Genomic DNA, 12962 nt, shown 5'->3' with positions numbered 1-12962 from the left:
TTATTTTTTTATCAATGCAAAAGTACCTCTTTGCTTCCTTTTATTTCCGTCTGCTGTTTCAAAGATTATTTCATACAAATAAGTTCCTTCACTCACCAATGATCCATTCAATGTACCATCCCAACCGGGAGAGGGTTGATCAGACGTGTAAATGAGTTGTCCCCATCTGGAGTAAATATTTGTTGTAGCAACTTCAGTGGGAAGTCCAAATAATTCGAGTGTGTCATTGAGGCCGTCACCATTCGGTGTAAAGGCTGTGGGTACATAAACCACTAATTCGTACCGTACTGTAGCTGCGTTTGACTTTAATGTAGTGCCATCGGCATACGCAGATGTTGCTGTAATGAATTGTCTAGGGCTGCCATCTTTTGAATTCAATTGCACGACGAATTCTTGTGATGGAATAACATCTTCAGTTTGAGAGAAATCATTTCCAGATTGGTAGCGGTTTTCCGGGATGTCACTCAGTGAATTATTTGGAGGAACGAATTCTACCCGATATTGATTGGTTGTCTCCAGAGATGTACTAACAAATGGTGGATTCGTTTCAGCGGTATATAGTATTTGGTCGCAACTATCTACATAGTCGATTTTGTAAAAGTACTTCCTCCCATTAGAGCCTATTATGTCTGTGAAAGACCCCGTTTGCGAGGATTGCAACTCGAATGGATCATTTTCAAGTCTTCTATAAATCTGAAAAACCCCAGAATTTACATTGTCTAAGTTTATAAATACGCCAGAACTATCATAAGACGAATAAAGAGATTCAAATGGAGATAAGGAAAGGTCTGAGGATTCTGCACAAAAATCATCACTAAAAACTGATGAGCCATTACATGGATCAAAAGCCTCGACGTTAATGCAATAACTATCTCTTGAGAAAGGAACGTCTCCAAATACTAAGTTTGTATCGCTTAAAAAACCATCGAAGACGGTTGTAGTACCTGATTGAGATAAGTTTATCCGGTAATTAGTAAGTGTGTCAATTGCATCTAAGGTTAAGTAGAGCGTGTAGACGTCTTTACACGATTCTTTTATGGATGCATTTTGAATGGTAGGAGAATTAAGAGAGGGGATCGGTATTACTTCTTCAAAGAAGGTAGAGCACACTTCATCTGCATTGTCAAAGAACCCTTTTATACCAATTGCCTGATTTTGATTGCTTGAATAGGTATGGGTGGCAGACTGTGCATTTAATAAGGTAACAGAGTCTGTGGTGTTAAAATAAACCCTAATGCTGTCATAGTAACTGTCATTGGACGTTACAGAAACCTCAAATCCGTTACATTTCTCTAATTGTATGATAGGTTTTCTTGAAGCAAATGCCTCTACAAATAGTGTGTCAGCTTTGTCTTCAACATCATCTTCTCCAATTACTTGCACAATTTGATAAACTCCTGGATCCTGGTAGGTGAATGTTTGACTGTTCGTGATTCCAGCACCTTCAAAATAGTAGTACTGCCTTGTAATTGCACCAAAAGTGTCATGTTCTGTGATATTTACAGTCATTGGACTACACCCTCTATCGAATTCAACAGAGAATCGGCCTTTACTACTAAAGACTTGAGCTTTAGAAATAATTGGTACTAAAAAGAGTAATAGAATGTAACTCCAGCAGCGCATTTATCGGTTTGAGAACAACTTCTGTAAAGTTAACCTTTAAAATGCTGTATTATTTTATCCACTTTCATAGGATTTTGTTCGCCAGATTGCATGTTCTTGAGCATATACTCCCCAGACTCCATCTCATTATCACCAATTATAAGTGTAAACGGTGTTTGTATTTTATCAGCGTAATTAAACTGCTTCTTTATCTTATCAGAGGTGGGGTATAGGTCAACTCTTAAGCCAGCTGCTCTTAAATCCATTACAACCTTTTGACCATGCTTTAGATTTTCTTCGCTGAAATGAACAATTAAAATATCTAATGGCTGAGTGACTTGCTCTGGGAAAAGGCTTAATTCTTCCATCACATCATAAATACGATCTAACCCGAATGAAATTCCAATTCCCGAAATACCATTAAGTCCAAATACTCCTGTGAGGTTATCATATCTTCCACCACCACAAATGCTGCCCATCTTTACGCTTGTTGGCTTTACTTCATAGATTAGCCCTGTATAATAGGAGAGACCTCTTGCCAAGGATAGGTCTAATTCAACTTGAAGATTTTTGTTGTTGAATTGATCAAGGTTTTCGAAATACAACTTAATTTCTTTTACGCCCTTATTTTCAGGATCTAATTCCTCTATTTTGGTGACTATTTCTTGCTGGTCACTTATAGAAAATAACTCCATAACTTCCTGAATTTTGTTGTTATCTCCCCCAAGTGCAACAACATTTTCAATAACTTTTTCCTTTCCTATTTTGTCTAGTTTATCTATTTCAGCACAAAATGGTATGGCCTTTTCTTTTAGTCCAACATGATCGGCAAGAAGAAAGAGAACATCTCTATGGTTAACCTTGATCACATAATCCTTAAGTTTCAAATCATCAAAAACATCATTGAACAAAAGAGTGAGTTCTACTTCATTCCAAATTCCATTGCTACCGATGATGTCGGCATCACACTGGTAGAATTCTCTGTAGCGTCCTTTTTGAGGTCTGTCGGCTCTCCAAACTGGTTGAATTTGAAATCGTTTGAATGGAAAGGAGATATCATTTTGATTCATTACTACGAATCGGGCAAAAGGTACTGTTAGGTCATACCGTAAACCTTTCTCGCTGATCTTGGTAGTCAGGTGCTTACTTCCTGCTTTAATGTCATCCTCAGAAGTTTTGCTGAGGTAGTCGCCAGAGTTTAGGATTTTAAAAAGTAGTTGATCTCCTTCATCACCATATTTACCAGTTAAAGTACTTAAGTTTTCCATAGCTGGAGTCTCTAGTTGACTAAAGCCATAGCGGATAAAGTTTTGTTTTATTTTTTCAATAATGAAGCTGCGTTTAGCGGAAACTTCAGGGCCAAAATCACGAGTACCTCTTGGTAGAGAAGGCTTACTTTTAGACATTGAGAATTCGTTTTGGACAAAACTACATAATAACCTAAATTTGCGGCTCATTTCAAGTAAGAAGACCAAGAAAATGGCCGTAACAAGATTAGAAAGAAAAGGACGAAAAAATAAAAATGTCGCTAAGAGCAGAGTAAACACTATGAAGCGTTTAAATACTGTTCCTTCAATCAAAAACGTCGACATTGAAGAGATAAAGGCTGAATTTGCCAAAAAAGCAAAATCGCAAAAAGCTGAACCAAAAGCTGAAAAAGCTGAAGCTCCTAAAAAAGAGGCGGCTCCAAAAGCTGAAAAAGCAGAGGTTGCTGAGGCTCCGAAGAAAGAAGCAAAAAAGGCAGCTCCTAAAAAAGCAGCTCCTAAAGCTGAGAAAAAGGAAGCAGCTCCAAAAGCTGAAAAGAAAGAAACTAAAAAGGCAGCTCCTAAAAAGAAGGCAGCTCCTAAAAAGACTGAGGATAAGTAATTATCCTTATTATCAAGCCAAACAAGAACCTTCCCATTGCGGAAGGTTTTTTTATGCATAAAAAAAGCACTGAACAAAGTCAGTGCTTAGGTGATTAGGTGAAAATGGGTATTATTCAGTAATTCTCTTTCTAATACCTTTCACCTCTAAGGTAATATCTCTCATTGAAGATTTGGTCAAAATAAAGTCTGGATCACTTTCCATTTTCTCTTCAATGTCTTGAAGATCTCCTTTGTAAAGTCTGTCAAGTATGGAAAGTTCGGTAATCATATCTGCAATAGTATCGTCAAAAGGGAGGTCTTCAAGTACTTCTATTATATCTAGCAAGGCCTGCTCTTCACCAAGTACAATTTTCACTAATGGTTCAAGAAGAAGTTGATTCTCCTCTGTGTCAGGAAAAGACTCTAAGGTTATTACAGCTTGATACAATCCTTCTACGAAACTTCCAGTCAAAGCAAGGCCAGCCATAGTAAGATGGTGATCTTCCTCCATTTTTAAGCTAGTTTCTAAAAAGAGTCTTCCTAGAATACGAGAAATTTCGTCCTCATTTTGTGAAGCAATGTGCCCTCTAAATTCATTCAGATCATCTTCATTATAAATAGCCGAATCACCTAAGAATTCTGCCATGCCGTGTGAAGCTCTTAAATAATCGATACAATCTTCTTCATGTCCGTATGCAGCTAGGTAACTAATGTCAGATGCATAAATACCCATATTTAAAGCCATTTTATCTCTATTGCTTTTGTATGACTCTATTCTATCAAGTGCATTGATGTGGGCTTTATCAAACTCTGCACCGATAGACTTTAAAGTAAAAGGAACTAATGATGGATCAGGGAGATCTTCCAAGAGTTTCTCTAAGTCATGAATAGTTTTTTCTTCCTGTAATTCCTCCTTAGATTTTTCATTCTCATTGGATGTAGACCCACTACAACCGACAATTAGCGCGGCTAGTGTTAAAATGAATAAGGTTTTCGTCGATGACTTCATAGGTTATTTTTTGTCGGTTCTTAGGTCAAGTTTAATGTTTTTTGAATTAAAATGACCCTCTTGTGTGATTAAAAATAAGGCGTTTTGTAAATAAACCATTGGGCTTCTACTAGATGCCGATATCATATAAAACTCCGTTAGCGTCGTACATTTCATCATCTAAAAACACTTCCACCTTTGAGAAAAAAGTGTCTGGGAATGTAAGGATAGTAGTTGCAAAAGCTCCTTTGTTCAGAAATAGATCTACTGAGGCATGATCAATTAATATATCCACAGTTATTGTTTCTTGCGAATAGTCAGATGCTAATAATATTTCTGATACATTCTCCGATGCAAGAGCTGAACCATTTACATTAATGTTATTTTCTGATTTGTTCCAAGTAATACGCAATTCAGATGAGTTATCAGTAATTACGATTTCCATTTTGTTGAATGCTCTGTTAGCATAAAAGCTGTACCATGAAGGCCCATCGGTAAATAGTCGATTTAGCTTAGCTCTTCTTTTTCCAACTATCTCATTGCTAAATGATTCAGCGGGGAATAGTTTTAAAACTTCATCATCTAATGTTATTGATCTTGGGGTGGTGAATGTTGGAAGCTGTTCATGGTCAGATATATTTTTTGCCAGAAAAACTGCCTCATCGTTTGTTTTAAGTATTGCTCCTTTGCTTGCAACTACTCCTTCATAGTTAACAATTGCTCTATCACTACTAAAAGTTTCGCCATCAAAATCACCCAATTGATAGTAAAGGGACTCTCCCTGCATTAGTAATACCCATTGCTCGTTTTGCTTCATTAAGGCTGCGCGGCTTATATCTATAGCTGCAGCTATTGAGGATTTTTCTTGCCACTCAATCAAATTAGTCGAAGTATGAATAGAGATGTTATTACCACTGGAAAGTGTAAGTATCCAAATTTCTAAATCATCATTCCAGATAATTGTTGGGATCCCTTCTGATTGGATTACAGGATTATTTGTATACTCATCCCACTGTAAGCCGTTAACGCTGTAACTCATATGGATAGCTCCATCCAAATTTTGAAATGAGTACCATTCAGCATTTAATCCAGAGAAGTTTCTTGTATCCCAAATCACCTCACCGATGCCTTCCGTTTTAGTAGGGAAGGATATTTCAGGTGTCCAGGAGAGCAGGTTTGTACTGCTGAGGTGTCCCCATTCATCAGTACCGGTTGTATAAAATAGATGATACAATGTATCTGCCTTAACAAGGCTGACTGGATAATTGCCTTGTCCATGGTTTATGAACGCATGAAAACCTGATGGTCTATACGTACCATCAGGAATTTTCTGTCTTTGCTCTTCAGAAGATGAACTGCAGCTTAAAATTAGCACAGATAAGAAGGCAATAGCTAGTTTTTTAATCATGCAGGAAAGTTAGATAGAATCTATTTCCGTTTCAAAATCAAGGATGAAATAAGCGTGACAATAAGACCAACAGGAAATATTTCTGTAAAGGTCATTGCTGCCATTACATGTGGTTTTTCATAGCTTTCCATCCACTCATTCATTTCATTGATCTCTTTTGTTTTCTCATCTTGAGTCGCATCTGACTGCTCTATTAATTCTATTTGAGATATTCGGTATTTGTCAACGAACTCTGGAGCAAAGTTTGGCATATAGATCATCCAGCCTACGACATAAATTATTGAGGCTACAAGAGTTATTCCTAAACCGTTTAGAAATGCTTCTTTGAACGATAGCGAACCTTGTTCATCTCTAATTCTCTTGATTCCAAGAAATACAGCTGTAAGCGCTGCAAGCATTATGGCGTAGCCAATTATTTCACCAAGAGCGAAGTCAGGATTTTCACTCATTCCAATTGTAAGAAACCAAGATCCTACAATCAGGCCACCACTTATTAATCCGTATTTAAAAGCAATTTTAGTTTTCATGTTTTTTATTTTCAAACCACGAAGAATTTGAGGACTTTAAGCTCATCCTTTCGGGTGATTTAACAATATTCATTCTTTTGGGCTATCAATCAATGCCATATCACGTGCTTTTTGAATGGCTTGAGTTCTACGTTTCACGTTTAGCTTTGAATAGATATTTGAAATGTGGGTTTTAGCTGTATTTAAAGAAACAAATAGTTTATCGGCTATCTCTTGATTGGATAATCCTTGAGCTAAGAGTTCCAAAACTTCTAATTCACGATTGCTTAATCCCAGTTTATCGCCATCATATTTATCGGTGCTTTTTCTCCTGTAAATGCTTGATCCAAGCCAAATACCGAAAATAAGGAAGAGTATTCCTATGCTTGCTCCATAGAAATCCAAGTTAAATTCCCGTACCATGGTTTTGTATTGAATAACTTGGAGAATGATCATTAATAAACCCATTACACCTCCGTATATCCAGTAGATTCTATTTAACTTATGAAGCTTTTTCAAATTCTTTTTTAATTTTCAGCTACCAAATTTCACTCCTAATGTTAAGAAAAATCGCTTATATCGTCGCCAGAATTGCTGCTGCTTTTATAATGGGGCAGACACTGTATTTCAAATTTACTGGTTCTCCCGAATCAATGTACATTTTTAACATGGTTGGCATGGAGCCATGGGGAAGGTGGCTTATTGGTATACTTGAATTGATTGCATCTATTTTACTGTTAATCCCTAGAACTGCCTGGGCAGGAGGAATTTTAGCTGTTGGTCTAATGGTAGGCGCTATTGGAATGCATCTTACAATTTTAGGGATTGAAATAATGGAGGATAAAGGGCAGCTTTTCTATTATGCACTAATAGTTTTCTTGAGTGGCCTTTTTGTGGTAGTCCACAATAAAGACAAAATCCTGACAGAAGTGCTACCTAAAATCATTGGTAAAAAATGAAAAAAGCCATTTGGATTATGGCAATCTTCTTGATTGCCTGTGGAGATTCAAATAGTTTGGATGTTCTTGGTGATAGCCAGATTCCTGGTGGAGCTATTCTTCAAGATTATTCTGGGATTCCAGGCCTTCAAAAGGCTGTTTTAAAGTCGGGGGATATCACAATAGGTGAAGGTGACTTTCTAAATGGGCAATATCATGGTACTTGGACAAGCTTCGGAGCAGATGGTAGACTTCAATCAATCACATCATATTATAAGGGGAGAAAGCAGGGAGTTCAGCTTGTTTTTGATAATACTGGATATGTTCAAATAAAAGCTTCCTATTTTGATGATCAGTTGAGCGGAGAATATCTTGTTTACAGCCGTCGAACTATAATCGAACGGAGGCACTACTCAGAAGATCTACCTAATGGACTGCAAGAAAGGTTTTATGCCAATGGGGTGAAAATGGAAGAGAAAAACATGATTAATGGTAAAATTGATGGTACTGCTCGTTGGTTTGATGAGCAAGGCAATCTTACCATTGAATATGAATACGAGATGGGGGAGCTTATCAACGACTAATTGCCGCTGATCGCCAAGTTTAAATTTTATTGAATTGTATCAGTTGCTACCTCAGGATTGAAGAAAAATGTTGAGATACAACCTGAAGTAGTAGAATCTGTAGTAAATATCAAACTTATACCGCTAAACTGTACTCCAAATCTTTCACAAATTATCTCCCCTTCTTCATCCATGCATAACTCGAGACTGCTGCCACCACTCCAATTTCCAGATTCTATTGCCAATCCCCTTTGAAACGAATAGGTATTGTCTGAATTTAACTCCAATTTATAACATGAAACATCTGTACAAGTGAGTGGATCGGTACCATTTCTGGCTTCCTCTTGACAATTGCTGATTGTTTCGCTTGTTGCAATCCATATACCAATGAAATTACCAGTATTATCATCATCACTGCATCCGATCATCCAAATGCTCAATATCAATAAGAATGGAACTATTTTCTTCATATTGTAAAAATATATCAAATCATCGCAATAATATTGTCTTCTATATGGCAGGAATGGCGTTTTCAAGTATGCGGGTTGGTAAAAAATACCGGCTTATTAACTATGGTGAGAAGAGTGAGTTTGTTTTAATTGAGGTTTTAGGAAGAAACGACTATAAGCTCAGGGACCTTTTTTCATTGGAAAATTATCTCATGAGTGATCTTATAAAATTTGGTAAGGGCGAAGATTTTGAGCTTCGTGAAATATATTAATAACTCTATGAAGAATCTTGTAATTCTATGTGGTGGACAATCACCAGAACATGAAATTTCATTACGATCCACGCGAAACGTATTGAATGCGCTAGATTCCACAAAGTATAATGTGATACTAGTAGGTATCAATCAAAGAGGGGAATGGAGGCTTATTGAAAGAGCGGATATAGCAGGGAATGAGATATTGGACCAAGGCTATCTCTTATCAATTTCACCAGGGTCTAAAGAACCGTTTAATCAAAATGGTAAGTCGATTGGAATGGTTGATGTTATCTTCCCGATTCTACATGGACCAAACGGCGAAGATGGTACGATTCAGGGGTTATTTAGACTTCTAAATATTCCCTTTGTGGGTCCAGACGTACTTGGATCTTCAGCTTCAATGGACAAGGATGTTACGAAAAGATTGCTTCGAGATTCTGGGATAATGGTTGCAGATTGGATACTTATTCAAAAAGGTGAAGAGGTACCTAGTTATGATGAAATAAAAGATGCTTTGGGTGGAGTCGTTTTCGTAAAGCCTGCCAATATGGGATCTTCTGTTGGTGTTAGTCGTGTTTCTAACAATGAAGAATGGTTATCTGCAGTAGATGATGCTTTCAAATATGATAGAAAAGTTCTTGTAGAGAGACAAATTGAAGGGAAGGAATTGGAGTGTGCTGTTTTAGGCAATGGATCACCAAAAGCGACCATAGTTGGCGAAGTACTTTCGGGCAATTTTTACTCATATGAAGAGAAATATGATTCTAGTTCAGTCGCTGAGGTTAGAATACCAGCTCAAATAGATGAACGATATCTTGAGGGACTGAAAATAAAAGCCATTGAAGCATATAAATCTCTTGATTGTGAAGTGATGGCTCGTGTTGATATGTTTTTAACCACTGAAGGAGATATCTATGTAAATGAGATAAATACCATACCTGGATTTACCAGCATTAGTATGTATCCAAAGCTTTGGGAATATGAGGGACTTCAATATTCTGAACTTCTTGATCAATTGATTAACCTATCCATAGAACGTCATAATTCATAAATACTTTTGAACTATAGACTCCACTTTTAACTTTATACTTCATGGATTATTGGGAGTTGATAAAAGGTTCTTATACAGGGTATGCAAACTACCTTATGAATGAAATATCGATGCCAGGCTGGCATAATTATTTTTACTGGCTAATAGCTGTTTCCTTATTTTTTCTTGCGTTAGAGTGGATGAAGCCATGGAGAGAAAATCAATCGAGATTTAGAAAGGATTTCTGGTTGGATTTATTCTATATGTTTTTCAATTTTTTCATTTTTTCATTGATCATATTTAATGCAGCATCCAATGTAGTGGTCGAGTTTTTTAATAGCACTTTAGCTTCTCTAGGAATAAAAAATTTATTGGCTTTTGAAGTTATGAGTTGGCCAACTTGGGCTCATCTGTTGTTAGGCTTTTTTGTTAGAGATTTTGTGCAGTGGTGGACACACCGGTTACTTCACCGTGTTCCATTTTTATGGGAGTTTCATAAAGTTCATCACAGTGTAAAAGAGATGGGTTTTGCTGCTCATCTGAGATTTCACTGGATGGAAACTGTTGTTTACCGTACGATAGAATATTTGCCTCTGGCTTTGATTGGAATTGGGTTAAGAGACTTTTTTGTCATTCATATTTTCACTTTGGCAGTTGGTCATTTCAACCATTCTAATTTTCAGCTCAATATTGGACTACTAAAATACGTTTTTAATAATCCTCAGATGCACATTTGGCACCATGCGAAGACACTGCCAAAGGAACGTGGATACGGAGTGAATTTTGGATTGACGTTAAGTATTTGGGACTATTTGTTTAAAACCAGCTACATCCCATCGGATGGAAAGGATGTTGAACTTGGATTTCCGGGAGATGAAGAATTTCCTCAAACTTTTGGAGGGCAAATTACGCATGGGTTTATAGGACGTGTCTCTCGAGACTCATCCAACCGCCACCGTTAATTACTTCGAACCCTTGCGCTTTTAGCATTCTCTTTGCCGAACCGCTTCTGATTCCGGATGCACAGCAAGTGATTACAGGTTTGTTTTTATCTAATGAGCCAATTTGCTTTGGTAAGCTCTCTAAAGGGATGTTAATGGATTTTCTAATATGTCCACCTTCAAATTCTACCTCAGAACGAACATCAACGATGGTAGCATCTTCCTTTAAGAACTTCTTTATTTTTTTATTTTTTCCGGTAAATATTCCTAGCATGGTCTTTTTTTTCAAAATTATTAAACCATTCGTAAGTGACAAATTCTTACCACTTACGAACGGTTAAAGATCTACACTTTAATTACCTGAACTGAATGGATCACTCCATTTTTCATTGGTATAAACATCGTTACCGGAAAGAGTTTTAATAAAAGCGATAACTGCGTTTTTTTCTTCTTCAGTCATAGCAAGATTTTGACCGTTTCCTCTAGGATTTAATCTTCGATCTATTCCAGCGATGTTATCAGGGATATTGCTGTAGTGTTCTAGCACAATGCCTAAATCTTCTGTAAAGCCAGTATGCATCATTGGTCCATTAGCATCTCCAGTTGAATTAAAAAGATCTCGCAACGTAGGCGATCTTGTGACATCATCATCCAATTCATTAGGATTTGACAATGAAATGATAATTCCGTTATTTCGACTATTAGGATCAATGTCAAATTCAGGAGCCCGATGACACGTATTACATCCTAATCCACCACTGATTCTAACTCCATTCATATCAAAGTCGGGTCTTTCCATGTAAAGTGATTTTCCAATATTTTCTTCGTCTGTAAAGTTTGAAAAATTGGCGTTGTTGTTTCCGGCGAGTAAACGCCCCTGATCATATTTAGAATCAAAAGATTGGATACTTCTAATAAACTGACTTAATGCATTCTGCATACGCTCTTCGGTGATCTCAGCATCACCATAAACAAAGGTGAATAGTTCGTTATAGTAAGCGAGTGATTCAAGTTTTTCACATAAAGCTGTAATATCTTCATCTCCTTCATTCCCGCTAAAACCCATTTCGATGTGATCCTGAATAGGTTGTGTAGTTTGTTGTTCAAGTGTGCTCGCACGCTCATCCCAAAAGAAATTTTCTTCATCTGAAAATCTAGCATTGACCAATCTCATCGAGTGTCGGCCAGTAGTTCCATTGACACCCTGAGATGCTACAGCACCATCACTAAAAGCAAATGCTTGTTGATGACAACTTGCACATGATATGGTATTGTCGCTTGAAAGATTCTTGTCATAAAAAAGCACGCGGCCTAAGACAACACCCTGATCTGTGATTGGGTTATCCTCAGTGTTATCTTTAGAGATGTATTCTGGTATATCTTGATCTGCATAATTTGGTAGATCTGTCAAATCGATTCTACCTTCGAATTGTGCCAGTATAGCATCTTGATCTGTTACAACTGGTAACTCGGCTTCGTAATCATTATCGCTACACGCTAGAAGTATTGCCGTAAGGGGTATAAAGAGACAATTTTTAGTCATATCATTTTGATTTTTGTTTTAGACGATTTTTAAAATGATAAACCCTCGGCATTCGTATAAGCACTTCGATGTAATTGAATTATAACATGATGAAATAAGATATTATTAAGATAAGATTTGTTGTCAAAATCTAATCAATTGGCTTTCGGGGCATTATATTCTAAATAGAATTCTTTGATCAGTGACCAAAATTTAGCAGTATACTGTCCACTATTTTCTCTAATTACAATTTCTATTTTTTCTGATTTGATATTCGACGATTTAAATGCAGCCATATATCTAAAGACTTTACCGACTGTCTGATTTTTAACCGTTACAAGTTTGCTTAGGTATAGGCCATTTTCTTTTGCGAATGTTATAAAATCATTCATTTCTCTTTCAGGGTAGAGTAGATAAAAGATGCCATCTGGTGACAGCAATCTCATGACATGATTCAGTAAGGTTTTGGAATCCAAGTCACTTGCATGAACTGCTTGGTTTTTGTTTGGATTTTGCCCTTTCTCACTTTCTTTAAAGAATGGTGGATTGGAAACTATTATATCGTACGCTCCCGAATTGTAATCTTGGACTTTTGTATGTGTACACAATAGCCGATTTGCCCATTGCGATGAATTGAAATTCTCTTGCGATTTGCGAAATGCCTGCGAATTACTCTCGACTGAATCTATTTGCGAGTTGAATGTGTTCTGCGCGATCATCAAAGATAGAAGACCGGTACCTGATCCTATATCCAATATACGTTGAGGCTCTTCTTCAAGGTTCATTATTTCATTGGCTACCCAAGCTCCAAAGAGACATCCGTCGGTAGTGACCTTCATACCAACGGATGCTTGATTTATTTTGAATTGCTTGAATTGGAAATAATCATTCGGCATTTGGCTAAGATACGC

General features: G+C 37.0%; 16 protein-coding genes. 6 read left to right on the top strand and 10 right to left on the bottom strand.

Annotated features, from left to right (window positions below; genetic code table 11):
* Together ACY650_RS19505 and hisS are read right to left on the bottom strand one after the other, a co-directional pair.
* Complete coding sequence (locus ACY650_RS19505) at window positions 1-1623, bottom strand: gliding motility-associated C-terminal domain-containing protein (protein ID WP_462250238.1); 1623 nt, start codon at window positions 1621-1623, stop codon at window positions 1-3.
* Between the two features lie 29 nt (window positions 1624-1652).
* Entirely contained in the window at window positions 1653-3008 is a 1356-nt protein-coding gene (hisS, locus tag ACY650_RS19500) for a histidine--tRNA ligase (RefSeq protein ID WP_462250236.1), read from the bottom strand.
* A gap of 73 nt (window positions 3009-3081) precedes the next feature.
* On the opposite strand from hisS, the gene ACY650_RS19495 reads away from it, so the two are divergent.
* The gene (locus ACY650_RS19495; RefSeq protein ID WP_462250234.1) at window positions 3082-3468 is read left to right on the top strand and encodes a hypothetical protein; all 387 of its coding nucleotides are present in this window, start codon (window positions 3082-3084) and stop codon (window positions 3466-3468) included.
* A 111-nt stretch (window positions 3469-3579) separates the two neighbouring features.
* On the opposite strand, the gene ACY650_RS19490 is transcribed toward ACY650_RS19495, so the two are convergent.
* From ACY650_RS19490 to ACY650_RS19475, 4 genes are all read right to left on the bottom strand, one after another.
* Window positions 3580-4458: a hypothetical protein gene (locus ACY650_RS19490; RefSeq protein ID WP_462250232.1), complete on the bottom strand. Its 879-nt coding sequence runs from the start codon at window positions 4456-4458 to the stop codon at window positions 3580-3582.
* 109 nt (window positions 4459-4567) lie between these two features.
* Window positions 4568-5845 (bottom strand): GH32 C-terminal domain-containing protein, encoded by a 1278-nt coding sequence (locus ACY650_RS19485; protein ID WP_462250230.1) that lies wholly within the window; start codon window positions 5843-5845, stop codon window positions 4568-4570.
* A 20-nt stretch (window positions 5846-5865) separates the two neighbouring features.
* Window positions 5866-6372, bottom strand: a complete 507-nt coding sequence (locus tag ACY650_RS19480) for a DUF4199 domain-containing protein (RefSeq protein ID WP_462250228.1) — start codon at window positions 6370-6372, stop codon at window positions 5866-5868.
* 69 nt (window positions 6373-6441) lie between these two features.
* A complete protein-coding gene (locus ACY650_RS19475; protein WP_462250226.1) occupies window positions 6442-6870 on the bottom strand; it encodes a response regulator transcription factor in 429 nt (142 codons plus the stop codon).
* Between the two features lie 38 nt (window positions 6871-6908).
* On the opposite strand from ACY650_RS19475, the gene ACY650_RS19470 reads away from it, so the two are divergent.
* On the top strand, window positions 6909-7310 hold the full coding sequence (locus tag ACY650_RS19470) for a DoxX family protein (RefSeq protein WP_462250224.1): 402 nt from the start codon (window positions 6909-6911) through the stop codon (window positions 7308-7310).
* Window positions 7307-7873 carry a toxin-antitoxin system YwqK family antitoxin gene (locus ACY650_RS19465; protein ID WP_462250222.1) on the top strand — a complete coding sequence of 189 codons (567 nt, stop codon included), beginning with the start codon at window positions 7307-7309 and terminating at the stop codon, window positions 7871-7873. Before ACY650_RS19470 ends, ACY650_RS19465 begins: the two co-directional genes overlap by 4 nt.
* Before the next feature lie 26 nt (window positions 7874-7899).
* On the opposite strand, the gene ACY650_RS19460 is transcribed toward ACY650_RS19465, so the two are convergent.
* On the bottom strand, window positions 7900-8322 hold the full coding sequence (locus ACY650_RS19460) for a hypothetical protein (RefSeq protein WP_462250220.1): 423 nt from the start codon (window positions 8320-8322) through the stop codon (window positions 7900-7902).
* A 44-nt stretch (window positions 8323-8366) separates the two neighbouring features.
* Here ACY650_RS19460 and ACY650_RS19455 point away from each other — a divergent pair, with 44 nt between their 5' ends.
* The 3 genes from ACY650_RS19455 to ACY650_RS19445 are packed head-to-tail and all read left to right on the top strand — an operon-like array spanning window position 8367 to window position 10550.
* A complete protein-coding gene (locus tag ACY650_RS19455) occupies window positions 8367-8573 on the top strand; it encodes a hypothetical protein (RefSeq protein WP_462250218.1) in 207 nt (68 codons plus the stop codon).
* A 7-nt stretch (window positions 8574-8580) separates the two neighbouring features.
* On the top strand, window positions 8581-9609 hold the full coding sequence (locus tag ACY650_RS19450; RefSeq protein ID WP_462250216.1) for a D-alanine--D-alanine ligase family protein: 1029 nt from the start codon (window positions 8581-8583) through the stop codon (window positions 9607-9609).
* A 41-nt stretch (window positions 9610-9650) separates the two neighbouring features.
* Window positions 9651-10550, top strand: a complete 900-nt coding sequence (locus tag ACY650_RS19445) for a sterol desaturase family protein (RefSeq protein WP_462250214.1) — start codon at window positions 9651-9653, stop codon at window positions 10548-10550.
* On the opposite strand, the gene ACY650_RS19440 is transcribed toward ACY650_RS19445, so the two are convergent.
* The 3 genes from ACY650_RS19440 to ACY650_RS19430 all read right to left on the bottom strand — a co-directional run bounded on the left by ACY650_RS19440 (window position 10507) and on the right by ACY650_RS19430 (window position 12947).
* Window positions 10507-10803, bottom strand: a complete 297-nt coding sequence (locus ACY650_RS19440; RefSeq protein ID WP_462250212.1) for a rhodanese-like domain-containing protein — start codon at window positions 10801-10803, stop codon at window positions 10507-10509. The two genes, ACY650_RS19445 and ACY650_RS19440, sit on opposite strands and share 44 nt — an antisense overlap.
* A 78-nt stretch (window positions 10804-10881) precedes the next feature.
* Window positions 10882-12072: a cytochrome-c peroxidase gene (locus ACY650_RS19435; protein WP_462250210.1), complete on the bottom strand. Its 1191-nt coding sequence runs from the start codon at window positions 12070-12072 to the stop codon at window positions 10882-10884.
* 134 nt (window positions 12073-12206) lie between these two features.
* A complete protein-coding gene (locus ACY650_RS19430) occupies window positions 12207-12947 on the bottom strand; it encodes a tRNA1(Val) (adenine(37)-N6)-methyltransferase (protein ID WP_462250208.1) in 741 nt (246 codons plus the stop codon).
* Window positions 12948-12962 lie beyond the last annotated feature (15 nt).

Origin of the sequence: Ekhidna sp. (assembly GCF_963691765.1) — a bacterium.
In the GTDB taxonomy this organism is placed as follows: domain Bacteria; phylum Bacteroidota; class Bacteroidia; order Cytophagales; family Cyclobacteriaceae; genus Ekhidna.
Note: the sequence above shows the minus strand (reverse complement) of the source record. Positions and strands in the feature narration are given on the sequence as shown.